The organism is Clostridium sp. UBA5988, assembly GCF_002435615.1.
Classification (GTDB): domain Bacteria; phylum Bacillota; class Clostridia; order Clostridiales; family Clostridiaceae; genus Clostridium_J; species Clostridium_J sulfidigenes.
Genome location: NZ_DJBA01000014.1, coordinates 59,032 through 85,220, shown reverse-complemented (window position 1 = coordinate 85,220; position 26,189 = coordinate 59,032). Strand labels below are relative to the sequence as shown.

Sequence of the window (26,189 nt, the reverse complement as noted above, 5' to 3'; positions counted from 1 at the left end):
ACCATGGAAGAACATAAAAACATAAAAAGCTAAAAACATATAAATTTTAGAGATTATACATAACTACTAAGATAGCAAAACACTACAAATCATTGATACCACAACAAATAGTTAACTATTTATATAGGTAAATATAGAAAAGTTTAAATAGCTATATATTTAAATAGTTTTATAGGTTTATCCGATGACTACCAGCTCTAATACTTCCATCTTCTTTAAAGTGGAAGTAGAAAGCTGTTATGTCCCTGGATAACGATTTCTAAAGCTTCATAGAAGCTAAGAACTCTGTTTATAGAATCATAGTCAAATAGTTATATAGACTTATAGTTTCATATTTAAATAGGTATATATGTAAATATTCAATTTAAGAATAATGAAGAAAATTTTAAATTGTGCAATGTAATTTAATGATGAAAAAATAATATTATTCATAGTATTTCTCGGGGAATAAAGAAGATATATGAAAATTAATAGAAGTTATGAAAGAAAAATAATGAATTTGAAAGTTATCTAGGGTGCTAAGTTATTAGAGCCTTAGTGTATATAAAATAGATATAAATATTGTTAATTAAGTATAAAGGATTTGAAGAAGAAGGGAGTGCTAATTTTGAGTTTGTTTAGTAAATCTAAGGTCAGTGAAGAATTAAAGAATAAGGAAATTCAAGTAAATATAGATAATGGTACCTTACTAAATAAGGAGGGTTATCATAAAGATATTGATGTTGAAAATTCTAAGAAGGAATCCATATGGAACAGAGATATAAAGTTACAGGATCTAAAATTTAAAAGAATAAAAAAAGTTGATGATAGTAAACCGGCTAAGCCTAAGAGTATAAGACTTGTGAGTCTTGACATAGGCTCTAGTGATATAAAAATAGTAGAGGGACAAGTTAAGGGTGGAAAATTAAAGATTTATAATATGAGGAAAATAAAATCTCCAGAGGATATTATTCAAGATGGGGAGCTTTTTAACGAAGAATCCATCTTACTTAAGTTGAAGGAAGAAATGAAAACCTCAGGGGTGAGAACTAAAAATATAGCTTTAGTTTCCTCCTCATCTACAATCATAAGTAGAGAGATTATAGTTCCTTATGTGGAGAATAATGAAGAATTAAAAACCTTAGTTAATTATGAGATAGAGCAGTTTCTAGCTATAAATTTAAATAACTATGTAATTCAATTTATGAGGTTAGAGGAAGTTATGGTGGATGAGGTGAGAAAGCAAAAGATATTTACTATTATATATCCTAAAAATCTCATTGAATCCTATAGAAACTTAGCTGAAAAACTACTTTTAAATCCCTATGCTTTGGATATAAGTAACAACTCCATAAGAAAGCTAAGCAGCATTGCAGACATATATAATGTAGATTTAATAAATAAAGAGGAGTCCATATTGTATTTAGACCTTGGTTATAAAAGTGTAGATTTATCTATAGTTAATAATAACAAGTTAGAATTTATAAGGGTTATGCCCATTGGTGGAATAGAGATAGATAGGTTTATAGCAGATTTTAATGGAATTTCTATGGAGGAAGCAGAGGAAATAAAGAAGACTCAGGTTGAAGTAGGAAAGCGTAGGAAAGAAAATCAGCTTAATGATGGAGTAGTAGAAGTCATAGAGGGCTGGCTAGAGGATTTAAATAGAATTATTCAATTTTATACTAATAAAAGTAATGGGAAAAAGATAAGTCATATATATTTATACGGTGGCACTTCTAAGTTAAGAGGAATAGATGAGTATATAGCCTTAAAGACTGGAATAGAAACTACAAAAATAATTACAGCTAACAATATAGAATTTAGTAAAAATGTAAATACAACAACCATTGAAGAGTATGTTAATGCATTAGGTGCATTAGTAAGATTGTAGGTGAGATTATGAATGATTTGAATTTTTTCTATGTGGATACAAATAAAGAAAGCGATGCAGGAGTAAAAAAAGCCATTTTTAGTGCAGCAGCAATAGTTGGGGCAGGTATTATAGTAACCTTGTCATTTAATACTTTTGGAATTTATAGAGCTGAAAAATCAATAAGTGATCTTAATAATAAAATTAATGAAGAAGCTTTTGTAGAAAGTTATAAGGAAAGTTTAGAGGTAGCTACAGAGAAAAAAACCTTTTCTACTTATAATAGTAAGTTAAATGAAATTTTCCATGGCATAATTGATAGAAATAAATTAAGTCCAGACTTTATTGAAGAGATAAATTATACCCTTCCAAAAGAAGTGTATTTTAAATCTATGAATTTTGCAGCAGGTTCTATAGAAATAAATGCTTCAGCTACAAATAGAGAGGCTATTGCTGAGTTTCAACATAATATGAATAATATTGAATTCATAGAAGAATCTCATATAGGTGGAATAGTGTCAGACTTAGGTGATGGTGAAAAAGAAGTATTTACCTTTACTATGACCTGTAAACTAAAGGAGGCCTACTATAATGAAAGTAAGTAAAAGAGAAAAATTTTTATTAGGAGTATTAGTCCTCATAATTATATGTACAGCATATTATAAACTGGTTTATGAAAGGCAATATGCTAAATTGCAAGAAATTAAACAGGAAGAATCAGAGCTAAATAAGAAATATAATGAAATGCTTTCAAATATAAATACTATTACAAAGAATAAAAGTGATATAAAAATATTAAAGGATAGTATAGGTTCAAAATCTATGCTTTTATATCCTAAGATCTATCAAGATAGAATAATAATAGAGCTAAATAAACTATTAAATGATGCTGGAATTAAGGGAAGTTTAACTTTTTCAGAGGTTACTGTTTCTCCAATAGAAGCTTATTTTTCAGAAGTAGCAGACACTAAGGAACAGCCATCTCTAGAGCAAGTAGTAGAGGAGTCTAATAAAGAAAAGACCAAGGAAGATGTGGAAGAAAAACTAGAGGAAACTAAAGACCTTGGAGAAGAACAAGCTACTAAAAGTGATAAAGGAGAGTCAACTGGAAATAAGGTAGAGCAAATGAAGGTATCTGTATCCTTTAATGGTACCTATAAAAACGTTGCTAAGTTTGTAAAGCTAATATCAGAATATGAAAGAATTTTAGCTATGCCAAATATAAACATAACAGCCTCAGGAAATGATGAAGTCTCTGGAACTTTAGATTTAGAATTTTACTCCATACCAAAAATTAATCCTTATGAAGATTCAAAGTACTTAAAATGGACTTTTGATGAGGAGTATGGAAAGGAAAATCCTTTTTTAGAAGGAAGTCAAAGCTCCATGGCATCAAGAACTAGTGAAGGAAATAATTATGTTCTAATCATGGCTTTAAAGGGTGTGAATTCGGATTTACCAAGTTTAACTTTAGGTAAGGAAAATGATTTAACTAGAGAAAGTTATATATACAATGATGAAAATAAAAAGGTAGATGTGGAAATTGAAGTAAATAAGGAAGGTGGTAAGTACTATATTAAGTACAAAACAGAGAAATCTAGCTATCCATCAGATTATAGTAAAAATGGTATAGAGCTTAGGAATGTGGATGAGGAAAACATAAATATTGCAATATACTCATCTAAACGTATAGGTATTGATGATAAGGTAGGAGCAAATATAAAGGTAATAAATAATGCTAATGATAAGAAAGTTTCACTTACCATAATTGATGATGATAAAACTAGTCCAAGGGTGCAAATAACACCAGAAGGAAAGGTGGAGTATGTTAATAAATAAAGTTACTAAATCTAGAAAAAGTAAGAAAGGGTTTACTCTTCTAGAGGTAATAATTAGCTTTGCTCTAATTTCAATTATTCTTATTCCTATAGCTAATTTAGTACTAACTTCTGTAAAAATAAATAAATCCACAGAAAATAAACAACAGGCTAAGGCAGTACTTCAGGAAACCATAGAAAATATTAAAGCTATAGATAATTTTTCAAGTGCTTTATCAAAGTCTTTAAATAATGGCATTACTTTAAGTGAAGCTACAGGGGAAGATAATAAATTAATATATTCAATAAGTGGCGAAATAAATGGATTTTCCATAGAGGGGTTTATAAAAGAAAAGTCACAGGTCATTAATAATAAGGTTAGTGAAATGGAAGTTGATAGAACTATATATTATCATCATGGATCTATATCCATATCAAATGGTAAGGAGGTTATAGGAGAAGCTATAAAAAAACTATCAGATAATTTAGCTACACCATCAGAGGAAGTCTTTATTGAAATGAAAGAAGCGGGGGAGATAAATGTTACTTATGGGGAAAGTAGCATTGTTATTCTTACACCAAAAGAGAAAGCATTACTTATCTGTTTAAATGAGGACAGTGAAAAGAAGTTAAATTTAAGTGTAGATAATAAGAGCCATACAGAAAACTTAAAGATATATCTATATAATAAGAAAAAAGTATCTGAAAGGCAAGATATAATAATTTCTAAATTTAATGGACAAGTAGAATTAATTGAAGGGGTTCAATATAGTGAGAATATTATAAATGGAAAGTTATACTTTGTAGAATTAAGAGCTAATAAAAATGGGGAAGTAGTAGAAAATATGAGTTTAGAACTACTTAAGTAGAATAACTAATTAAAAAGGGGTTTTAATAGAGTTATTAAATTAAGAGGAGGGAGAAGATGAGAAAAAGAAAGACTAAAGGTTCATCTATGTTACTTGTAATAGCTGTGTTTGGTATATTAGCTACCTTAGCACTGGCTATGCTTGGGGCCACCTATGCAAACTATAAGCTAAGAGTAGAAGAGAACAATAGGGTTAAAAATCTCTATTCTGCTGAATCTGGAATTGATAAGGCCTATGCTAGAATAACTAAAGTAGTAGAGATAGCTATAGAGGAAGGCATAGCGGCAGGTAATAATGAGACTACAATAAAGAAGCAAAATGAAATTTTCAAAGGGGTTTATAAGGATTATATAGATGATAATCTTATAGATTATGTATCTGGAGAATATGTAGTAAATAGTAATAAGGCAGAAGTTAAGTGTGAGTTAAAGGCTCCGACAGTAAAAAAAGGGGATTTAGATTATAAAATTGTTAAGATAACTTCTACCTATAAAGATGATAAAGGCAAAGAGAGAATGGTAAGTGTAGCTTATAATTTAGTTACGCCAGAGGATTACAGGATCCTTGATAAAGCCGATGGAAGCACATCTGAATTAATAAACTATGCTTTAGCTGCTGATGGAAACTTAACTATTGCTACTGATTCATCCCATGTTAAGGAAGGTAAGGTTGAAGTGGACGGAAACCTTTGGATTCAGGGTTTAAGAAGTAAGGATATGGCTAAAAACCCAACGGTAGATAAGTATAAGGGTGGAATTGAGATAAGTGATACCGATATAGAATTTAATGGACAAGTTAATACTGCTGCTAATATTACCGTTGACAAAAGTAAGGTAATCCTTAAGCCTGTAACTTTAGGACTTACAGAAGTTGATAATAGAATTTATGCTGAGAATATATTCTTAGGTAATTTAGCAGAGGGTGATGTGGATAGTGGTATAGATGTAGATTGCAGTAAGGCTGAGATATATCTAGCTAACGATTTAGTTATAGGAGCTAGTGATGCAAAAATTAAAATAAAAAACCTTTATGGTTTTAATGATTTGAAAATTGATATGCCTACACACAATGGACAGGTTGTTAGGGGTTCTAGTTCTATAATAATTAATTCCATGAAGTGGCCTAATAATAAGGGCGATTTAACAGTTACTGACAGTGCCTACCTAATGGGTTCTGCTTACATTAAGACTCATAGAGAGCCTTATCAGACTGGAGAGTCTGTAGCCTTAAAGGGGAATTATAAGGCCTATGCCAAGGATTCTAATGGGAATTATAAGGATAGCCAATATGAGTATTTAGATCCCTTAGTCCTTATAACCAAAAATTCAGAAGGACAACCTTTAAATGTGATAGATAAAGCAGAGCACTTTGTAGATTATAGTAATTCAAGTGATGCAAGTATAAGAGCAAAGGGAATATCCCTTCCACAGAAAACCTATACTGCTGGAGCCTATATTTCAGGAGGAAAAGCCCATGGAAATTCAGCAAGCCTAAATACCGAAGAACTTGACAAAGTAGAAAATATGAAGAAAAGATTTGTACAAGCTGTTTATTATATGGGAAATGAAGACTTTGATGTGGATAAATTTCAACAGGGTAAGGCTATTTATACTGTAGAAAATCAAATAAACTGGGATGGTGTATCTTCATTAATTGCTAATAGGGGTAACATTATTCAGTTAGAAAACATGGTAATTCTATTAAATGATGATGAAAATAGGGACATTGAAATTAATGATGATAAGCTTATTTTAAGACATGAAAATAAAGAGGCAACCTATAATAAAGAATTTAATAGGGGTGAATCTAAGGACATAACTTATATAGTGGTGACAAAGGGTGATGTAAACTACAATGGAACTACGAATTATAAAGGGACCATTATATCTCAAAAAGATATAAATATAAAGAATTCTAAGGGGTTAATAGGAACTGCTAAATTATCAGAAGAGGAGATAAAGGATAATAAGAATAAGGGTGTATTAGATTTTATCTTTACTCAAGGTAAAAACTTAGTAACAGAGAGAACTATACTAGCTACAGATTTGATTACAAAGGAAAAATGGACACTAGAAAAATAAGTTATAAGGTAGTGGGATTATGATTTTAAATAGAAAGAAAAAAGGAGTAACCTTAATAGAATTAGTGATAGCATTAGGACTTTTAGCTATAGTTACTTCATTCATATTCTCCTTTTTCTTTTCTAATGAAAAAAAGCTAGAGGAGATAAACACTAGATCAGACCTTCAATATGAAGCTAAGGTTATTTTAGATAGTATATCTAAACATGCCATGGCAGCTACTAAATGTGAAGTGAAAGAATCTGATGGTACTGTAAAAACTATAACCTTTTCAAAGGTTGAAGATGATGGCACAGTAACTAATGAAGGAGCTGAATTTATCATTGAAGAAAATAATGTTTATCTATCTACAAAAGAAGATGGTAAAAGGCTTATAGGTTCACATTTACATCATATAGAGATTTCAGATGACATTTTAAAGAGTATAGAAATTAGATTGTCATTAAAAGCAGAGGATATAGATTATTCAGTAAAAGAGAGTTTTTTATTTAGAAATAGTCATAAGCAGGAATGAACTAAGCTTCATTGGGAATAAATCTCACGCTGAAGCAAGGAAGTCTGTTAGCAACCTATAAATGGTGATGGAGGTGGATAAAATGAAAAAAAGAATGGGTTATAAAGCAATATTATGCATAGGTATTATTCTCTGCATGACAGCTACCTTAGTTATAACTTCTGCATCAAATGCCAGCGCTGAAGTAGCAACAAAGCCAGCCTTTGAGGTAAAGATAAATTCAGTATCCCCTGAATTCCCTAAGGTAGGAGAAGACATTACAATAAGTGGAGAAATAATTCCTAAACCCTTTGAAGCCGTAGTTCCAGCTAAAGAAATAGTATTAGTACTAGATGTATCTGGGAGTATGGCGGAATGGGTCAAAGTCAATGGCGCATACTCTACAAAGATAGAAGAGCTAAAAAAAGCAGCTAAGAACTTTGTAGATAAAATGAAGGATGTGCCTAATTTAAAGATTGGGATAGTAGCCTATTCAAGTGAAGCTGCTATAAATCCTAATGGTAAAGATGGTTATAAAAGTGTAACCAATGTTGATAATAGGAATAGTCATCATATACCTAATTATATTTCTATTAGTGATAAGTTTATAAATATAGATAATAAAAACCTTCCAGCTATGATAGATAATCTAGAAGCTTTGGGAGGAACTAATACTGGAGAAGGATTGAGAAAAGCTGAATATATGCTTGAATATGGAAACCCTGATGCTAATAAAACTGTAGTGTTAATGTCTGATGGATTACCAACATTTTATTCAGTAAAATCAAAAAATAAACAATATTATACTGCGGCAGATAATACAGATCCTAGGTTCGCTGGGGATGGAAGCAAAGTAACTGATAAGACTATTTTCTATGCAACCACCATTGGTGGAATTATAAGAGGAACAGCAAATAATGTATTTTCTATAGGATATGGTTTAGGAAATGAAAAAAGTGAAGCAAATAAAACACTAAAGCAAATCCATGAATCCATGGGTGGAGGGGATAGCAATTTTTTTGCATCCAGTGACGGTGCCATTGATAATGTATTTAAGCATATAGCTACAGAAATCTTAGCTACCTATGCCATTAATAATGTAAAAATGGAAATGAATCTTAAATCAGGTTTTACTCTAAATATTGGAGGAAATAATGTAGATATAGATAATATATTATATAAAACTGATGGTGAGGTTAAAAATGGCAAAGTTACCTATGAAGCAGATCCTGTACCATTTAAATTCATAATTAAAAGTGAAGTAACAGGGCAGCATGAACTCTTTGCAGGGTCTACAGTGAGTTTCCCTTGGAAAGATAATGAGATTATAACTGCTCCAGTACCTAGTATAAGTATTAATATAGACAAAAATGAATTACCTAATATTAGAGCTAAGTTAACAAGCCCAAGTGAAGTAGAGGCTTATCCGGGAGATGAAATAAAGGTAACCTATGATGTAATAGGAGAAGATTTTACTTTTGAAGATAGTAGCAATATGAGGAAAAAAGATATAGCCATAGTGTTGGATGTATCAAAGTCTATGCTTAAAAGTGGAAAGTTAGATGAGATAAAAACTGCTTTAGTAAATTCATTAATAAATAATAGTAGTTTAGTAGGTGATAATGTAAATTTTAGTTTAATAACTTTTAATAATATATATGAAGTACATTCTGAGCTAACTAATAATCGAAATGAAATGATAAAAATGATTCAAGCTATAGATATTGAAGATAAAGGACCAGAGGATAACAATGCAAGGCAGATAGGTGCAGCTATGGTAAAGGCAAAGGCAATACTTGATGGTAAAAATCCTGATGCAGATAAATATATGGTATTAATTGCATCGGATCATTTGAACTACAATGATAAGAACATTCCTGATTTAAGTGATGAAAAATATAATATCATGAGCTTAAATTTAAAGAAGGGAAATAAATGTTTAGATGAGTTGCATAAAGAAATGGGAGAAACTTTAGAAAACTATTTTATAAGTGAAGATAAAAGTGGTGAGGATATAGAGAATACTTTAATGGATGACTTAGCCGATAGAATAATATCTCAAGGAAGATATATGACTTATGAAATTCCAACAGAATTAAAGTTGAACTTAGGTGATAATTTTACCATGGTTTCCAGTGTTAAATCTTATAAAGATGGAATAGCTACAATTGAAGGGCCAACTGTTGTCTATGAAAGTAAAGGTGATGGAAAATATAAAGCTAATGATGAATCCTATAAAGTAAGCTTTATAATAAATCCTAAAGAAGACAAAAGCGGAACTTTATCCTTTGGAGATAATAATGTTATAGCCTATAAAAATTTGCGTAAAGAAGATGTTACGAAGGGCATACAAACCCCTAAAGTGAATTTAATATCTCCAGTAATAGACTTAATACATGGTTTAGATAATGGAGTCACAAGTAGTGGATATGGTGTCACTGAAGGAGAAGTACGTATAGCTAATGATATGATGGTTAATATAGCCTCTGTAGCTACTATATTATCTAGTAATGTAAATGTGGAACTTAGAATAAATAAGGATATAGATTTACAGGATTTAAGCAAGATAAAGGTATATACTCTTAAAGGCGGTAATTTAGTGCCTATGGAGTGTACTATAACTAGTATTGGAACGAATTTAGGTCAAAACTGCTATAATATTAAGCTACCTCCAGATATAAAGGTGAAAACTCAGATTGTGATAAAATATCAGTGTAAGATGCCAAAGGATGCTTCTAGTGAAGAGAATGGTTCTTATGAGAATAATATTTTATTTAACAAGGAAGAAAAAACATTTAGGCTTAAAGGGGAAGCCTTACCTGATTTATTTTAAAGTTTTAAGTATAAATATACATTATCTCACTATAATTTTTGGATTAATTATAGTGAGATAATGGAAAAATTCTCATTAGTAATGTATAATTATTATATAAGTCGATAAATTTCTACAAAATTTAGAAAATAGGTTAAAAGTTTTCCTTGACAAACATACTTATTTTAAATAAAATAGGTGTAATCAATTAATAAATTATGAATAAATAACTCATATATCCCTTGAATATGGCAAGGAGTTTCTACCGGAAACCGATAAATTTCTGACTATGAGTAAAAGTAATCATGTTATAGATTTCAATGAATTTATGGACATGCTTAATTTTACTTGTATGTACATAGTATGAACTCTAAAGGAGTTATATTATGGGTGGAAAGTGAATTAAGCATGTCTTTGTTTATGTTTTAATTAAATTTAAAATATAAACAAAAACTATGTTAGAGAATTTAATTATATAATTTTAATTGATTTCAGATTATAAGTATAACTAAAGTTAATTATAAAGAAAATAATATAGAAGGAGAGGATTTAAATTATGGCAAAGATATTAAAACAAGGATACACTTTTGATGACGTATTATTAGTTCCAAATAAATCTGAAGTTTTACCAAAGGATGTTAGCTTTAAAACAAACTTAACTAAAACTATAGCTCTTAATTTACCACTAATAAGTGCTGGAATGGATACAGTAACTGAAAGTAAGATGGCAATAGCTATGGCCCGTGAAGGTGGAATTGGAATTATCCATAAGAATATGTCTATAGAAGCTCAAGCAAGCGAAGTAGATACAGTTAAAAGACAAGAAAATGGAGTAATTGTAAATCCATTCTCCATAGGAAAAGATAATGTTATACAAGATGCATTAAACATAATGTCAAGATATAGAATATCTGGAGTGCCGGTAACTGAAAATGGAAAATTAGTTGGTATAATTACCAATAGAGATATAGTGTTTGAAACTGATTATAGTAAAAAAGTAAGTGAAGTGATGACTAGTGAGAATCTAGTTACTGCAAAAGAGGGAACAAGTATTGAAGAAGCTAAGACAATACTTGCAAAACATAAAATTGAGAAATTACCTTTAGTAGATAAAGATTTTAATCTTAAAGGATTAATTACTATAAAGGATATAGAAAAGGCTGTGAAATTCCCTAATGCTGCAAAGGATGCTTCAGGAAGATTACTTTGTGGAGCTGCAGTAGGAGTTACAAAGGATATGATGATAAGAGTTGATGCTTTAGTTAAAGCTCACGTAGATGTCATTACTATAGATACAGCACATGGACACTCTAAAGGTGTTATAGATGCAGTAAGAGAAGTTAAAGAAAAATATCCAGAGCTTCAAGTTATAGCAGGTAATATTGCAACAGCAGAAGGTACAAGAGCTTTAATAGAAGCTGGAGCAGATTGTGTTAAAGTTGGTATAGGACCTGGATCTATCTGTACTACAAGAGTAGTTGCAGGAGTTGGAGTTCCTCAACTTACAGCAGTTATGGACTGTGTTGAAGAAGCAGAAAAATCAGGAGTTCCAGTTATAGCTGATGGAGGAATAAAATATTCAGGAGATATCGTTAAGGCATTAGCTGCTGGAGCAAAAGTTTGTATGATGGGTTCAATGTTTGCTGGTTGCGCCGAAGCACCTGGTGAAATAGAAATATATCAAGGTAGAAGTTACAAGGTATATAGAGGAATGGGTTCTTTAGGAGCTATGGCAAACGGAAGTAAGGATAGATATTTCCAAGAAGATAACAAGAAATTAGTACCAGAAGGTGTTGAAGGAAGACTTCCATTTAAGGGTAGCGTAGTAGATACTATATACCAATTAATTGGTGGTATTCGCTCAGGAATGGGATATTTAGGAGCACCTACACTAAAAGATTTATATGAAACTGCAAACTTCGTAGTTCAAACTTCAGCTGGATTTAGAGAAAGTCATCCACATGATATAGTAATTACTAAGGAAGCTCCAAATTATAGTGTAAATCAATAATCTAAGAAGGAGAGCTTAATTTATGGATAGAGAATTAGTATTAGTTGTTGACTTTGGTGGTCAATATAATCAATTAATAGCAAGAAGAGTAAGAGAGCATGGAGTATATTGTGAGATAATTCCATATAATACTTCTGTTGAAAAAATAAAAGAATTGGATCCTGTGGGAATAATATTTACTGGTGGTCCTAACAGTGTTTACGGAGAGGGCGCTCCAAGAGTAGATAAGGAATTATTTGAATTAAACATTCCTATCCTAGGAATCTGTTATGGTGCTCAGCTTATGTCCCATGTTTTAGGTGGAGTTGTTAAGACTGCTACTGTTAGAGAATATGGAAAAACTGATGTTAACTTAAACACAAATAATAAATTATTTAATGGAATAAAAGAAAAACAATGCTGGATGAGTCACACTGACTTTATAGAAAGTGCACCACAAGGCTTTGAAATTATAGGTCATACAGATGAGTGTCCTATAGCTGCAATGGCAAATGAAGAAAGAAAACTTTATGGGGTTCAATTCCACCCAGAAGTTCAACACACTTTATTTGGAACAGAAATGCTTAAAAACTTCTTATACAATGTATGTAAAGTTAAGGGAGACTGGTCTATGTCTGCCTTTGCAGAAGAAAAGATTGCACAAATTAAAGAATTAGTAGGAGATAGAAAAGTGCTTTGCGCTCTATCAGGTGGAGTTGATTCATCTGTTGCAGCAGTACTTGTTCATAAAGCAATAGGTAAAAACCTAACTTGTGTATTTGTAGATCATGGTCTACTTAGAAAAGATGAGGGAGATCAAGTTGAGAAAATCTTTAGAGAAGGCTTCGATATGAACCTTATCAGAGTAAATGCTCAAGAGAGATTCCTTGGAAAACTTAAAGGTGTTTCTGATCCAGAGAGAAAAAGAAAAATCATTGGAGAAGAATTCATCAGAGTTTTTGAAGAAGAGTCAAATAAACTTGGTAAAATGGATTTCTTAGTTCAAGGAACTATTTATGCTGACGTTGTAGAAAGTGGAACTAATTCATCAGCTACAATTAAGAGTCACCACAACGTAGGAGGACTTCCAGAGGACATAGAATTTGAACTAATAGAGCCATTAAGAGAGTTATTTAAAGATGAAGTAAGAGCTGTAGGAGAGGAAATTGGAATTCCACACCACTTAGTATGGAGACAGCCATTCCCAGGACCAGGACTTGCAATAAGAGTACTTGGTGAAATTACAGAAGAGAAGTTACACATAGTAAGAGAAGCAGATGCTATATTTAGAGAAGAGGTTGCAAATGCTGGCCTTGAAAGTGAAATCTGGCAGTACTTCGCTTGCTTACCTAATATAAGATCAGTAGGAGTTATGGGGGATGAAAGAACCTATAGCCATACAGTAGCCTTAAGAGGAGTTACATCTTCTGATGGAATGACATCAGACTGGGCAAGAATCCCTTATGATGTATTAGATAAGGTATCTAGAAGGATTGTAAATGAAGTTAATGGAGTAAATAGAATTGTATATGATATAACTTCAAAACCACCTTCAACTATTGAGTGGGAGTAATATAAATATTCTAATAGATTGGATATTACTCTATCAATTGATGGGTAGAGTAATATCCCTTAAACCCTAATGTATTTATACATGTTAACATGTTTAAATAAATCACACCCAAAGAAAGTAGTTATAAGTTTCTATATAATATAGAAATTTCATAGCTGCTTTTTTTATAAAAAATTATAATTGGCATTTGACAATAACTAAAAGTGGTAGTAATATATAATTAGCAAATGCCAATAATGAAAATCACATAAAAGAATTATTAATAAAGAAATGAGGAATGGAAAATGAAAATAGCAGTTTCAGCAGCAGGAAAAACTATTGTAAATTTACTTGATATGAGATTTGGAAGATGTGAGTATTTTCAAATTCATGATACTGAAGGTGGAGAAATTAAAGTTTTAGAAAACCAAGGCAAAAATGCTAGTGGTGGAGCAGGTATTTCTGCATCTAATCAATTAATTGATGAAAACATAGATGTTATTATCACAGGAAATCTTGGACCTAATGCTTTTGAAATCATTGAAAAATCAGGAGTTAAGGCATATAAGTGTGATGGTATAGTTATAGCTGAGGCTATAGAAAAATATAAAAAAGGTGAACTTGAAGAAATAAAAATGTCTGGTCCTGCACATCACGGAGCTCACTAGATTGGAGATGAATAGGTAGTGAATATAGCAGTACTTAGTGGAAAAGGCGGTACAGGAAAAACCACAGTATCTACTAATCTTGCTCTTGCTCTAAAGGCAAATTATATAGATTGTGATGTGGAAGAGCCTAATGGTTTCTTATTCCTAAAGCCTATAGTAGATACAAAAGAAAAAGTAATGGTAGAATATCCAATCATAGATGATAACAAATGCACTAACTGTGGAGATTGTGTAAAAGCTTGTCAATTTAATGCTCTAGCAAAGGTTAAAGATGATATTATGCTGTTCCAAAAGTTATGTCATGGTTGTGGAGCATGCGAAATTGCATGTAAATATGGTGCTATAACCTATGGTGAAAGAGAAACGGGTAAGATTGAAAAAGGATCAGTAAGAGATATAAACTGTAGCAGAGGTGTTTTAAATATAAGCGAGCCAATGGCAGTGCCTGTTATTAGAGAGTTACTTAATGGATTATCTAAGGGAACTAATTTAATAGATTGCCCACCAGGAACTTCTTGTAATGTGGTAAATTCTTTGAAATATGCTGATGGGGCAATACTTGTTACAGAGCCTTCTGAATTTGGTCTTCATGACTTAAAGATGGCAGTGGAACTTGTGAAAATGTATGATATTCCCTTTGGCATAGTTATAAATAAGGATGATGGAAAAGATAATATTGTGAAAAAGTATTGCAAAGAAGAAAATATAGAATTAATAGGAACAATTCCTTACGATAAGGCTACAGCAGTACTTTATTCTAAGGGAGAGATACTCTATGATTATTTAGTTCATAAGAAGATCTTTGATAAGCTTTCAGAGGGAGTAAAGGAGGTGCTATCTTGGAATTAGTAGTTTTAAGTGGAAAAGGTGGCACAGGAAAAACCACCATTGCAACAGCTTTAGCTGAACTTGAAAAAGATGTATTAAGAATAGACTGTGATGTAGATGCTCCCAATCTTTATCTCTTTTACAAGGGAAAAGATATTGAAAAAGATGAATTTGTAGGTGGAAAAAAAGCATCAATAGATGAAAGCATTTGTATTAAGTGTGGTAAATGTGAAGGTGTTTGTAAATTTAATGCCATAGAAAACTTTACTATAAATCCATTTCTTTGTGAAGGCTGTGGAGCATGTACATTAGTGTGTCCTGTAAATGCAATAAAACTAGAGGATGAAAAGACAGCAGATACCTTCATTACAGAGCTAGATAAAGGCATAATTTCAAGGGCAGAAATGGGTATAGGCAGTGATGGTTCAGGAAAATTAATAACTGAATTAAGAAAAAATGGTAAGAGATTTAATAAGGATGAAAAGTTAACTATAATTGATGGCTCACCAGGTATTGGATGTGCTGTTATAGCTTCAATAACAGGTTCAAATGCAGTTTTAGTTGTAACAGAGCCTACAAAATCAGGTCTTGAAGATTTAAAGAGAGTAGTACAGCTGTGTAAACACTTTGGAGTTTTTACCATGGTTTGTGTAAATAAATTTGATATAAATGAAGAAGTTACAAAGGAAATAGAAAACTTTATTTATGAAAATCAAATAGTTTTAGTAGGTAAAATTCCTTATGATGACATGGTTATGAAGTCTATAAATGAATTAAAACCTATAACTTTCTACAAGGATAGCATAGCTGAAAAAGCTATTGAAGCTATGTGGAGTAATATGACTAAGTATATATTAAATTAATATATTAAATTAAAATTATTTAGGTAAAATAAAAGGAGGAATTTTTAATGAAAATAGCAGTTGCAAGTGATGAGAAATATGTAAGTGGGCATTTTGGACATTGTGAAGGATTCACAATATATGAAGTAGAAGAGGGTAAGTCTTTAGAAAAAAGTTTTACTCCAAATCCGGGACATAGACCAGGATTTCTTCCAGTATTTTTAAGAGATTTAAAGGTAAATGTTATTATTGCAGGTGGTATGGGAGAAACAGCACAAGATTTATTTAACGAAAATGGAATTGAAGTTGTAGTTGGTGCACAAGGACTTAGTGATGATGTAGTTCAAAAATTTGTAAATGGTGAATTGAAATCAACAGGTAGCGTTTGTACAGAACATCAACATGAAGGTCACTGTAACGAATAATTATTATAAAATGAAAATATTTAGTGGCAAACCCCTGCATATTCATTTTAAATGTTATAAATGTAATAGTATAATTGATATAGATAGTCAAAATTTAAATTTTGACTATCTTAAATTAAATAAAAGAATAGAAGAAGAAAGTAACGTAGAAATATATGATTCTGATATAATGTTTATAGGATTATGTAGTAAATGCAGGGAGGATTTAAAGTGCCAAGACCAACAAAATTTAGAAGAGTAGAGTTTTTCCCAGAGGATACTTATTTTGTTCCATGGGGAAAGCCTAAATGTGAAATTAAAGAAACAGTTTTAAAGGTAGAAGAACTTGAAGCTATGAGACTTAAAGATATTGAAGAATTAAATCAAGAACAATGTGCTGAAAGAATGCAAGTATCAAGACAAACATTCCAAAATATTATTGACAGTGCAAGGAAGAAGATAGCTATCGCTTTAACAGAAGGAAATGCTATAAGAATAAGTGGTGGCAACTACAGAGCTACTTTTTGTAAATTTAAATGCCTTCATTGTGGAGATGTGTATGATATAAATTATGAGCAAGACAAGGATAATTGTCCTACTTGTGGTTCAGAAGAAGTTGTTTGCAGCAAGAAAGCAGAGCTTTGTAAAAGATGGTGTAGAGGAAATAGTGTAGAGGATAAATAAGAGGTGGATTTCCACCTCTTATTTATTATGAAAAATTAATAAACAATAACTTTTAAGAATTTAAAATCCATTCTCTAGGAATAATAAATTTAAAGTCATAGGAATGGAGAGTGCTGATGTGAAGAATTTTAAGGTGATTGTTTTAGTAATATTTATCACTTCTTTTATAGTTAACTCACCTATAGAGGTTTTAGCATTACAAAGTAATAAGAGAAAAAATGATGATAAGAGGATAATTGAAATATGTGATGAAGTGAGAACTACTCCTGTGGATGAGGAAGAGTTATTAAAGCTAACAAGGGAAGGATTAGACAAAGAAGATGCCAAGTTTTATATAAGACTTGATGAAATAGTAGAAAGACTAGAACAGTGTGATTTAGAAGTGATATTAGATAATTCCATAGAAGATATAACTGATAAAGACTTTAGAAATAATAAGGAATACTATAGAAATCAAATACTAAAGGGAGATAAAGTTGCCTTAAAGAAAGCTTTTAAATCTCTAAAAAATATCTTTAGTGGAGAAGAATACACAGAAAAGGTGATTAATACTTTTGCTAATAAATCTGCCTATGAAATAATTTATCCTGATGGTTCAAAGATTACCTATAACACAAAAAACTCTCAAAGAGAAAATTTAAATAGAGAAAAGAATATTAAAAAACCAGTTATGTCTAATAAGGGTTATGAAGAAATCCTCATGGAAGAGGGAGTTTCATATGCCTATGGAAAGGTGGAAGCTAAAGAAGCAGAGTGGTGTTTTGAATCAGAATTATCCTATTCTAAGATACATCTATATACTGAGTTTTTACTAGGTACTGATAAAATATCAAAAATTAACTACGCTAGAGGTGGGCAATCTTCCTATGGAGTAGTTAATATTGCAAATAGTACTGGAGCCACTATCTCTAGAACCTATAGTGAAGGTAAAGATATACCTGCAGAAGCAAGAAATGAAGTCATATTTACTGTGACAGGTTCCTTTGGAGCTTCCTTTTTAATCTTATCTATAGGAGCAAATCCAGGATATAACTGGACTCAATATATAATATTTAGACTTTATGAAGTAGAAAAAATAGATGATAAATATGGAGCTCACTACAAATGGTACGCCGCTGCATTCAAATAACCTAAAGAGGAATGTTATATGAGTAAACTTAAGAAGAGATATAAAAACAAGAAGAAGTACAAAATCAAAAATGAAAAAACAATTAAGAAAAATAGAAGAATTTTTATGATTTCAGTTATAGGATTATTCTTATTAATTACAGCTATTCTAATTAAGAATGATTTATTTAAAGAAACCATGGAGATAAAAAGTGGTAACTTCCCTATAAAGGATGAACAGCCCTTTGAAGGAAAGTTAACAGACAAGATAACCTATCTTCTATCTAAGAACCTTAACATAGGTGAAGATAGAATATCTATTCTAAATGTATCAGATATACAAAAGGATAAATTAGTCATGTTTTTATATGAGGACAATGGTAAAAACTATGAGGGGTTATGCCAATTAAGTAAAGTAGAAAGTTCTTATAACATCATAGCAACTTCTATAAAAGAGGTAGATAAATATGCTCCTTTTACAGTGAATGTAATGGAAATAAAGGTAAGTGCTACTGAGAATTACAAAGTTCTTGGAGGAGTAATAAATGATGAAAATATAAAATGCATAAATATTAACTTTACTAATAATACTATGACAAATATATTAATTGGAGAAGATAGATCATTCTTTTATGTAATAGAAGAAAATGAGATAGATATTTTAACTATAGAAGCATTAGACAATTCTCTAAAAATAGTTTATAAATGGTACAGCAAAGAAAAAGGAATATAAGATGAAGATAAACTCGGTGAATATGTTAAAATTCATTGAGTTTATTTGTTTTAGCCATTATTATAAGTATATAGGGTAGTTTGAAATAATTTACATAATATTGTATACTGACAAAAGAGGGTGGAGGATATAATGGAGATGTTTTTACCTATAGTAATGTTTATTATAGGAATTATAGTAATAATAAAGGGCGGAGATATATTTGTAGACTCAGCTATGTGGATTGCTGAGATAACAGGAATACCAAAAATAATTATAGGAGCAACCATTGTAAGTTTAGCAACTACTCTTCCAGAGTTTTTTATAGCTTCAGTGGCAACTATTATGGGATCTCCAGAGATTGCAGTAGGTAATGCTATAGGAGCAATAATTTGTAATACAGGGCTTGTTCTTGCTATTTCAATGATTGCAATGCCTGTGGAGGTAGAAAAGAAGAGGTTTATGCCAAGAGCTTTTATGATGGTAGTATCTATGGTTTTACTATTACTTTTTTCTACAGATGGAAATATTAATAGAATAGAAGGGGTAGTCCTTTTAGGGTTACTTGTGTACTATATAAGAAAAAATATAAAGGGTGCTAAAAAGTCCCTTGAAATTCCTGATGAGACTGCTATTACTATAGATGAAATTAGTGTTAGAAGAAGAGTAAAAAAGAGAGAATTTGCAAAACATATAGTTGTATTTATAATAGGAGCAATACTTATAGGATGTGGAGCTAGGTTGTTAGTGGTAAATGCACAGATTATTGCCAGGTATTATGGAGTCACAGAAGGAGTGATTAGTTTAACCATTATGGCCTTAGGAACATCGTTACCAGAGTTAACTACTGTTTTAACTTCTATATATAAGAAGGAAAGTGGAGTAGCGGTTGGTAATGTCATTGGTGCAAACATACTAAATATAACCATGACTATAGCTGCCAGTAGTATTTTAGCTAGGGGTGGATTAGTACTAAGCTCTAGAAATATTCACATATTTAATACATCTTTTATAAGCTTTAACCAGACTATACTTTTAGATATTCCAGTGGCTCTATTATTGATGCTACTTATAATCTTACCTATATCAACTAATGGAAGATACTCTAAGAGAAATGGAATAATGCTGCTTAGCGTTTATATAATATACATAAGTTTTTTGATTTTGATAATATAAGGTATCTTACCATCTTTGACTTGTTATTTATTTTTAGATACCTAATAAATCATTTTATAGGAGGCAATTAGAAATGACTAGTTCTTTAAGTTTAAATATAAAAAACCTTCAAGAGGCAGTTACGGAGTCACATATAAATAATTTAAAACCTATGATAACAGCAGCTCATAACACTCTGCATAACAGATGTGGTGCTGGTAATGAATTTTTAGGGTGGCTTGACCTACCAAATAATTATGATAAAGCTGAGTTTGAAAGAGCAAAGGTTGCAGCTAAAAAGATACAGGAAAATTCTAAAGTTCTTATAGTAATAGGCATTGGAGGTTCATATCTTGGAGCTAGAGCTGTCATAGAAGCAATGACAGGCCCCTTCTTTAATAGTATGGATGAGGATAAAAGAAAGGTTCCAGCAGTATACTTTGCAGGAAACAATATAAGTTCTACTTATTTGTCTCAACTTATACAGCTCATAGATGGGAAGGATTTTGCTATAAATGTTATTTCAAAATCAGGAACTACTACAGAGCCTGCCATAGCCTTTAGAATATTTAAAGAAATCATTGAGAAAAAGTATGGCAAAGAAGAAGCTAAAAATAGAATTTTTATAACAACGGATAAGGCAAAGGGCGCTCTTAAAAAATTAGCTGATACAGAAGGGTATGAAACCTTTATAATTCCTGATGATATTGGTGGAAGATTTTCCGTTTTAACACCAGTAGGATTACTTCCAATTGCAGTGGCAGGAATAAATATAGATGAGCTATTACAAGGTGCTAGAAATGGAAGAGAAAACTTTAGTAATGAAGATGTACATAGAAATATTTGTTATAAATATGCAGTGGTAAGACATCTTTTATATGAAAGAGGGAAAACTACAGAAATTCTTGTAAACTATGAACCTTGTCTACAATATTTTGGAGAGTGGTTTAAGCAACTTTATGGAGAGAGTCAAGGTAAGGATGGAAAGGGTATATTCCCTGCATCCGTTAACTTTTCAACAGACCTTCACTCCATGGGTCAATATATTCAAGATGGAATGAGAAATATATTTGAAACTGTAATAAATGTAGAAGAACCACAAATAAATTTATCAATAAAGGAAGATGAAGAAAATGTGGATGGACTTAATTTCTTAGCAGGAAAGACTATAGATTTTGTAAATAAAAGAGCTATGGAGGGAACAGTCCTTGCCCATGTAGAAGGCGGAGTTCCTAATATAATTATAAATATGAAAGCTTTAAATCCTAAGGCCCTAGGAGAGCTTATATACTTCTTTGAAAAATCCTGTGCCATAGGAGGATATTTATTAGGAATAAATCCTTTTGATCAAGAAGGGGTAGAAGCCTATAAGAAAAACATGTTTGCTCTACTTGGTAAACCAGGTTATGAAAAGCTTCAAAGGTCTCTAATAGAGAGGCTAGGTATTTAATTATGACTATTATAGTTGATGGTGATGGATGTGCAGGAAGAGGTATTATAGAAGAGGTAGCTAAGACCTATAAGGTTCCACTAAAAATTTATTGTGATATACATCATGTGATAAATTTAGAATATGGTGAAGTTATAATTATGGATAGTGGCTTTCAAGCCGTGGATATGAAGGTTGCCAACGAAGCTAAAAGAGGAGATATAGTAGTAACTCAAGATTATGGGGTAGCAGCTATGGTTCTTGGTAAAAAATCCTATGCCATAAGTCCAAGGGGATATATATTTTCAGAGAACAATATAGACAAATTACTCTTTGAAAGACATATAAGTGCCAAGGTAAGACGTGGTGGAGGAAAGACAGGAAAACATAAAAAAAGAAATGAAGACGATAATATAAGCCTTAGAGATAATTTAATAAAGCTTGTAGAAAGAAGTCTAAGAGAATAATAGAAAAACATAAATTAAGAAAACACTTGTAGAAATATAATTTACAAGTGTTTTTTTACAAGGATTTTGTCTAATGAATTATCGCATATAAATATCTTCATAGGTTGTTACATAATATGTAAGTGTAGTATAATATAGCTATGCTTATGTAAGAATATTATAACAATTTAATCAATTAGGGATGTATATGTACATTCTAGGGGGAATATGTATGAATGAAATGATTATTGGTACAAGCCTATCAAGCCCACAGGAGAAGGGGACTGAAATTAAGATATATATAGAAAATAAAATGTCAGATGATTTATTATATAAATTTATAATAAACTGTGATGGAGGTTGGGAAACCATTAGAGATTTCCATGAGGAGGATTTTACCTATTGGACCCCTAAGGAAGATGGCAAATACATGATAATGGTACAATCTAAAAAAAGAAATGGAAAAAAACCCATTGAATTTACATCTAGAATGGACTTTATCATAGGCTCTGTAGAAGAAAAACTAATAAAAGATATTATAATTAGTAATAATGAAATAAAGTTAGGGGAAAAGATAGAAATTGATGTCGTACCTAACAAATTACCTATCCTTTGTAAGTATTGGATAAAAGAAGATTGTAAATGGAATTTAATAAGAGACTATTCTATGGATACTAGTTTAAGTTTCACCCCAAACCGTGAAGGGGATATTGAGATTCTTATAGAGAGCAAAGAAGAGGGTTCAGTCCATCAATTTGATGACTTTAAAAATGCGACCTTTAAGGTATTACCCATGGATGAAATAAGAATTAACAATATACAGTGCTTAACAGAAGAGCTGATAGTAGGTAATGAATTAACCTTTGAAATTGATGCACGCTTTGATGAAAATAGAGTTGTGTTATACAAATTTATGAAGATTGATGAATATGGAAACATGCATGTAGTCCAAGATTTTTCAAGTAAGAGACTAGTGAGCTTCACAGAAATACTACCAGGTAAGTATAAGCTTTTATGTTTAGTGAAGGACATGTATTCCCATGAGAATTTTGATGATAGGGGGATAATACATTATACTGTAGATAAATATAAACCTATAAAAATTCTTAACTTCACTTCTGATTTAAGCTCACCACAGCTTGAAAAAACACCTATAGAGTTTAAGGCAATATGCTCTGGTGGAGATAAATTGCTCTATAAGTTTGTAGTAGATGGAAATTATCATAGTAGTTCAAATTTTACTACTAACAACAGTTATAAATGGATTCCAGAAAAAAGTGGCTTATATAGAGTTGAAGTTCTTGTAAAGGATAGTACCTATAAGGACGATTATGAAGAGAAGGCAATTATGGACTTTGTTATAGATGAAGATTGCGCACAAAATGTATATATAAAAGAAATCAAGCTAAATAAGGACAAGCAACTTCTTATAAATGAACCAGTTAAGGTAAATGTTGAAGCCACTGGCTCAAGAAATTTATTATATGAATTTATTGTGAAAAAAGAAGGTAAGGAAGTCCAATTCATAGAATATAACGAAGAAGATAATTTTAAGTTCACTCCTACTAGTGTAGGAAAATATGAAATAGAAGTTAAGGTAAAACATCTAAAATCTAAGAGAGACTACGATGTACATTCAGTGATATATATAGATTGTAAAGAATATATACCAGCTAAGATAGATTATATTCTTACAGAAAAGAAGTATATGTATCTTATAGGTGATGAAATAGTCTTAGAGGTAATAACAGAAAACACTAGCAATACTTTAACTAAATATAAGGTTGAAATCAATGGCAGAGAAGTTGAAACTACGGAATTTAGTAATGATAAAAAGTTTAAACTAATTCCAAAATGTGCAGGAGTATATACGGTAAAAATATATTGTAAAAATGTATTTAGTACTAAAGAGTATGATTGTAAAAAGGAATTGATTTTAGACGTATTACAAGGAGTTCCAGTAACTAACTGCAAGATAACCTTAGATAAAGAAGTAATAAGGTGCAATGAAGATGTTAACTTCTATGTGGAATGTGATGGTGGAAAAGATAATTTATATGAATTTTATTTAATGGAAAAGGGAGAATGGAAGCTAATACAAAAGTATAGTAAGAAAAATTATTATACCTTTATGCCTTTCTATAAAGGGTTTTATAAGATATTGGCATTATGTAAAAGCTGTTACTCTAAGAGTGCCTATGATGACTATTCCATTTATGAAATTCAGTGTAAGGAATAAGGCATCTTAAATAAATAAATAAATAATTAAGTGAAGGATGCCAAATAAGGTATAAAGAAACAAGGGAGATGAAGTAATGAGTTACGATGTGGGTAGTGTTTATGGAGGAATAAATAACTATATAAACAGCATAGCTACAAATGGAAATACTAATAGTAGTATAGGTTCAGTAAACAATGGAATTACTCAAAATCAATATGTTAACGGACAGGGTATTCTCAACGATACCTTAAGTTCTGGTACTGGCAGTGATGCCCTTACTGGACTAATGAGCCTAGGTTTAATGTCAGGAAGCTTTGGTGGAGGTTCAGACAGCAATACTTCTTCAAGCACTAGTGGATTTAGTTTAATCATGGCATCTTTACTAAAGGCCATGGGTGAAAAAGAGAGACAAACTCAGCAGGGAATAGATCAAAATAATAGAGCTTATAATAGTACTTCTAATGGTATAAATGATATCAGCAATGTCATTGTAAGAGCTATAGGAGGAGTAACTCCATCCACAGTGGTAAGTGCTACAGGTACTGACTCTGAAAGAATTGAAAAAGCCATCGCAGATGCTTCAACTAAATATGGAGTAAATGCGAATTTAATAAGAGCTATAATTAAAACAGAATCAAACTTTAATCCTAATGCAGTATCTCCTGCAGGAGCTAAAGGATTAATGCAGTTAATGCCTTGCAACATAGAGCACTATGGAGTTAATGATCCTTTTAACATAGAGCAAAATATTGATGCAGGTACAAGACACATAAAGGATTATCTTAAAACCTATAATTATGACCTAAACATGGCACTAGCAGCATATAACTTTGGACCAGGAAATATGGCATCCAGAGGAATAAGTAACTCCAGTGATTTTTACAAACTACCATCAGAAACAAAAAATTATTTAGCGAAGATAAATAATTTAATATAATTAACTAAATCTTAAGTTAATGTTGAGCCTGTACTTATATTATTGACGCTCAGCCGTTTCGAAGCATTGATTTACTAGAGAATTTATTCAAGGTAAAATCTACAACACAACAACTCGTATACACTCAAACAAGTTGTGTTGCTTAACGATTTTACCATTCATAAATCCTAAGTAAAGAAATGTTTTAGGAGGTTCTTCTAATAAATTAGAAGAACTAAGTTCGAATATCTAAATCAAAGATTTAGATTCTTACTTATTCAAATGGCATCCCCTAACAATAATATTAAAGTACAGGCTCAACATTTTATAAAGATAAGTGAATAATTATTAAACAGCCTTTATTATATCCTATAATTAGTTTAAAATATTAGATATATTTTTAAAGTAATGTTAAAATGGACTTTAGCTAATACTAATACTAATAATAATATTATTGATAGTATTTAATACAGACTTAAGCAGTAAGTTAGTATACGGATAAAATTATTAATAAAGGATGGTATAATATGGAACGTTTAGATAAAATTTTAGGAAATTTAGGCTATGGAAGTCGTAAGGAAGTTAAGGTTAGTTGTAAAAATGGAGAGGTTGTTGTTGATGGAGAGGTTGTAAAGGACAGTTCAACTAAGGTTGATCCAGAGATAGCAGTTATTGAAGTAAATGGAGAAAGGGTAATGTATAGAAAGTATGTTTACCTACTTTTAAATAAGCCAGCAGGAGTTGTAAGTGCAACCTTTGATAATTATGATGAGACTGTTATAGATTTATTAGATCCAGAATATCAAGTTTTTGAGCCATTTCCAGTGGGAAGATTAGATAAGGACACTGTAGGATTCTTATTGCTTACTAATGATGGGGCTTTAAATCATAAGTTAATCGCTCCCAAAAACCATGTAGATAAGGTTTATTATGCAGAAATAGATAAGCAAGTAAACGAAAAAGATGCTGAAAGTTTTAGAAAAGGTATTGTCATAGATGATGGTTATAAGTGTATGCCAGGAAAGTTAGAAATTATTTCTTCTACAGAAGATGGTTCTGAAGTTTTAGTTACAATACAGGAAGGGAAGTTCCATCAAGTTAAAAGAATGTTTGAAGCTTTAGATAAGTCCGTTGTATATCTAAAAAGAGTTAAATTTGGTCCTATGGAACTGGATGAAACCTTAGAAGAAGGCGAATATAGGGAGCTTACTAAAGAAGAAATTGAAATATTAAACAATTTATAGGGATATATTCACTGTATATACATTAAATTGAATTTTAAAGGTAATTTGGTGTAATGTGTAGAAAATA

23 protein-coding genes and 1 riboswitch are annotated in these 26,189 nt (G+C 31.1%); all 23 genes read left to right on the top strand.

Translation table 11 applies throughout. The features are described 5' to 3' along the window. Positions 1-607: 607 nt before the first annotated feature. The 23 genes from pilM to B3J31_RS02335 all read left to right on the top strand — a co-directional run bounded on the left by pilM (position 608) and on the right by B3J31_RS02335 (position 26,122). Positions 608-1,873, top strand: coding sequence for a pilus assembly protein PilM (gene pilM, locus B3J31_RS02445; protein ID WP_346866811.1), 1,266 nt, complete (start codon positions 608-610; stop codon positions 1,871-1,873). An 8-nt stretch (positions 1,874-1,881) separates the two neighbouring features. Then, the gene (locus B3J31_RS02440; protein WP_150845333.1) at positions 1,882-2,457 is read left to right on the top strand and encodes a PilN domain-containing protein; all 576 of its coding nucleotides are present in this window, start codon (positions 1,882-1,884) and stop codon (positions 2,455-2,457) included. Further along, positions 2,444-3,691 carry a type 4a pilus biogenesis protein PilO gene (locus tag B3J31_RS02435; protein ID WP_346866812.1) on the top strand — a complete coding sequence of 416 codons (1,248 nt, stop codon included), beginning with the start codon at positions 2,444-2,446 and terminating at the stop codon, positions 3,689-3,691. The genes B3J31_RS02440 and B3J31_RS02435 overlap by 14 nt, the downstream gene beginning before the upstream one ends. Further along, positions 3,678-4,538 (top strand): type II secretion system protein, encoded by an 861-nt coding sequence (locus B3J31_RS02430; protein WP_346866813.1) that lies wholly within the window; start codon positions 3,678-3,680, stop codon positions 4,536-4,538. Before B3J31_RS02435 ends, B3J31_RS02430 begins: the two co-directional genes overlap by 14 nt. A 56-nt stretch (positions 4,539-4,594) precedes the next feature. Then, a complete protein-coding gene (locus tag B3J31_RS02425; protein WP_346866814.1) occupies positions 4,595-6,619 on the top strand; it encodes a hypothetical protein in 2,025 nt (674 codons plus the stop codon). Between the two features lie 19 nt (positions 6,620-6,638). Beyond that, a complete protein-coding gene (locus B3J31_RS02420; protein WP_346866815.1) occupies positions 6,639-7,133 on the top strand; it encodes a prepilin-type N-terminal cleavage/methylation domain-containing protein in 495 nt (164 codons plus the stop codon). Positions 7,134-7,215: 82 nt separating this feature from the next. After that, positions 7,216-9,945, top strand: a complete 2,730-nt coding sequence (locus tag B3J31_RS02415; protein WP_346866816.1) for a VWA domain-containing protein — start codon at positions 7,216-7,218, stop codon at positions 9,943-9,945. 190 nt (positions 9,946-10,135) lie between these two features. After that, positions 10,136-10,234, top strand: a riboswitch (purine riboswitch). A gap of 246 nt (positions 10,235-10,480) precedes the next feature. Continuing rightward, a complete protein-coding gene (guaB, locus tag B3J31_RS02410) occupies positions 10,481-11,935 on the top strand; it encodes an IMP dehydrogenase (RefSeq protein ID WP_035130442.1) in 1,455 nt (484 codons plus the stop codon). Between the two features lie 22 nt (positions 11,936-11,957). Then, positions 11,958-13,487, top strand: a complete 1,530-nt coding sequence (gene guaA, locus B3J31_RS02405; RefSeq protein WP_346866817.1) for a glutamine-hydrolyzing GMP synthase — start codon at positions 11,958-11,960, stop codon at positions 13,485-13,487. Positions 13,488-13,771: 284 nt separating this feature from the next. Continuing rightward, positions 13,772-14,134: a NifB/NifX family molybdenum-iron cluster-binding protein gene (locus B3J31_RS02400; protein ID WP_150845358.1), complete on the top strand. Its 363-nt coding sequence runs from the start codon at positions 13,772-13,774 to the stop codon at positions 14,132-14,134. Positions 14,135-14,152: 18 nt separating this feature from the next. Further along, positions 14,153-14,983, top strand: coding sequence for an ATP-binding protein (locus B3J31_RS02395; RefSeq protein WP_346866818.1), 831 nt, complete (start codon positions 14,153-14,155; stop codon positions 14,981-14,983). Then, a complete protein-coding gene (locus tag B3J31_RS02390; protein ID WP_346866819.1) occupies positions 14,974-15,825 on the top strand; it encodes an ATP-binding protein in 852 nt (283 codons plus the stop codon). The genes B3J31_RS02395 and B3J31_RS02390 overlap by 10 nt, the downstream gene beginning before the upstream one ends. A gap of 47 nt (positions 15,826-15,872) precedes the next feature. Further along, a complete protein-coding gene (locus B3J31_RS02385) occupies positions 15,873-16,229 on the top strand; it encodes a NifB/NifX family molybdenum-iron cluster-binding protein (RefSeq protein ID WP_150845361.1) in 357 nt (118 codons plus the stop codon). Positions 16,230-16,239: 10 nt separating this feature from the next. Then, positions 16,240-16,470, top strand: coding sequence for a Fur family transcriptional regulator (locus B3J31_RS02380; RefSeq protein WP_346873566.1), 231 nt, complete (start codon positions 16,240-16,242; stop codon positions 16,468-16,470). Continuing rightward, complete coding sequence (locus tag B3J31_RS02375; RefSeq protein ID WP_150845363.1) at positions 16,440-16,892, top strand: DUF134 domain-containing protein; 453 nt, start codon at positions 16,440-16,442, stop codon at positions 16,890-16,892. The genes B3J31_RS02380 and B3J31_RS02375 overlap by 31 nt, the downstream gene beginning before the upstream one ends. Before the next feature lie 118 nt (positions 16,893-17,010). Then, complete coding sequence (locus B3J31_RS02370; RefSeq protein ID WP_346866820.1) at positions 17,011-18,021, top strand: hypothetical protein; 1,011 nt, start codon at positions 17,011-17,013, stop codon at positions 18,019-18,021. An 18-nt stretch (positions 18,022-18,039) separates the two neighbouring features. Continuing rightward, positions 18,040-18,732 carry a hypothetical protein gene (locus tag B3J31_RS02365; protein WP_346866821.1) on the top strand — a complete coding sequence of 231 codons (693 nt, stop codon included), beginning with the start codon at positions 18,040-18,042 and terminating at the stop codon, positions 18,730-18,732. Positions 18,733-18,864: 132 nt separating this feature from the next. Beyond that, positions 18,865-19,887: a calcium/sodium antiporter gene (locus tag B3J31_RS02360; RefSeq protein ID WP_150845370.1), complete on the top strand. Its 1,023-nt coding sequence runs from the start codon at positions 18,865-18,867 to the stop codon at positions 19,885-19,887. 73 nt (positions 19,888-19,960) lie between these two features. Beyond that, positions 19,961-21,316 (top strand): glucose-6-phosphate isomerase, encoded by a 1,356-nt coding sequence (locus B3J31_RS02355; RefSeq protein WP_346866822.1) that lies wholly within the window; start codon positions 19,961-19,963, stop codon positions 21,314-21,316. A gap of 2 nt (positions 21,317-21,318) precedes the next feature. After that, a complete protein-coding gene (locus B3J31_RS02350; RefSeq protein ID WP_346866823.1) occupies positions 21,319-21,762 on the top strand; it encodes a YaiI/YqxD family protein in 444 nt (147 codons plus the stop codon). A 211-nt stretch (positions 21,763-21,973) separates the two neighbouring features. Then, positions 21,974-23,980, top strand: a complete 2,007-nt coding sequence (locus B3J31_RS02345) for a triple tyrosine motif-containing protein (protein ID WP_346866824.1) — start codon at positions 21,974-21,976, stop codon at positions 23,978-23,980. Positions 23,981-24,056: 76 nt separating this feature from the next. Further along, a complete protein-coding gene (locus B3J31_RS02340; protein WP_242844078.1) occupies positions 24,057-24,899 on the top strand; it encodes a lytic transglycosylase domain-containing protein in 843 nt (280 codons plus the stop codon). 506 nt (positions 24,900-25,405) lie between these two features. Continuing rightward, positions 25,406-26,122 (top strand): 16S rRNA pseudouridine(516) synthase, encoded by a 717-nt coding sequence (locus tag B3J31_RS02335; RefSeq protein WP_346866825.1) that lies wholly within the window; start codon positions 25,406-25,408, stop codon positions 26,120-26,122. The last annotated feature ends 67 nt before the right edge of the window (positions 26,123-26,189 follow it).

Excerpts from the sequence above, each read along its gene's own strand:
- B3J31_RS02440 (WP_150845333.1), top strand. The coding sequence starts at position 1,882 with ATGAATGATTTGAATTTTTTCTATGTGGATACAAATAAAGAAAGCGAT.
- B3J31_RS02435 (WP_346866812.1), top strand. The coding sequence starts at position 2,444 with ATGAAAGTAAGTAAAAGAGAAAAATTTTTATTAGGAGTATTAGTCCTC.
- B3J31_RS02430 (WP_346866813.1), top strand. The coding sequence starts at position 3,678 with ATGTTAATAAATAAAGTTACTAAATCTAGAAAAAGTAAGAAAGGGTTT.
- B3J31_RS02425 (WP_346866814.1), top strand. The coding sequence starts at position 4,595 with ATGAGAAAAAGAAAGACTAAAGGTTCATCTATGTTACTTGTAATAGCT.
- B3J31_RS02420 (WP_346866815.1), top strand. The coding sequence starts at position 6,639 with ATGATTTTAAATAGAAAGAAAAAAGGAGTAACCTTAATAGAATTAGTG.
- B3J31_RS02415 (WP_346866816.1), top strand. The coding sequence starts at position 7,216 with ATGAAAAAAAGAATGGGTTATAAAGCAATATTATGCATAGGTATTATT.
- guaB (WP_035130442.1), top strand. The coding sequence starts at position 10,481 with ATGGCAAAGATATTAAAACAAGGATACACTTTTGATGACGTATTATTA.
- guaA (WP_346866817.1), top strand. The coding sequence starts at position 11,958 with ATGGATAGAGAATTAGTATTAGTTGTTGACTTTGGTGGTCAATATAAT.
- B3J31_RS02400 (WP_150845358.1), top strand. The coding sequence starts at position 13,772 with ATGAAAATAGCAGTTTCAGCAGCAGGAAAAACTATTGTAAATTTACTT.
- B3J31_RS02385 (WP_150845361.1), top strand. The coding sequence starts at position 15,873 with ATGAAAATAGCAGTTGCAAGTGATGAGAAATATGTAAGTGGGCATTTT.
- B3J31_RS02380 (WP_346873566.1), top strand. The coding sequence starts at position 16,240 with ATGAAAATATTTAGTGGCAAACCCCTGCATATTCATTTTAAATGTTAT.
- B3J31_RS02365 (WP_346866821.1), top strand. The coding sequence starts at position 18,040 with ATGAGTAAACTTAAGAAGAGATATAAAAACAAGAAGAAGTACAAAATC.
- B3J31_RS02360 (WP_150845370.1), top strand. The coding sequence starts at position 18,865 with ATGGAGATGTTTTTACCTATAGTAATGTTTATTATAGGAATTATAGTA.
- B3J31_RS02355 (WP_346866822.1), top strand. The coding sequence starts at position 19,961 with ATGACTAGTTCTTTAAGTTTAAATATAAAAAACCTTCAAGAGGCAGTT.
- B3J31_RS02350 (WP_346866823.1), top strand. The coding sequence starts at position 21,319 with ATGACTATTATAGTTGATGGTGATGGATGTGCAGGAAGAGGTATTATA.
- B3J31_RS02345 (WP_346866824.1), top strand. The coding sequence starts at position 21,974 with ATGAATGAAATGATTATTGGTACAAGCCTATCAAGCCCACAGGAGAAG.
- B3J31_RS02340 (WP_242844078.1), top strand. The coding sequence starts at position 24,057 with ATGAGTTACGATGTGGGTAGTGTTTATGGAGGAATAAATAACTATATA.
- B3J31_RS02335 (WP_346866825.1), top strand. The coding sequence starts at position 25,406 with ATGGAACGTTTAGATAAAATTTTAGGAAATTTAGGCTATGGAAGTCGT.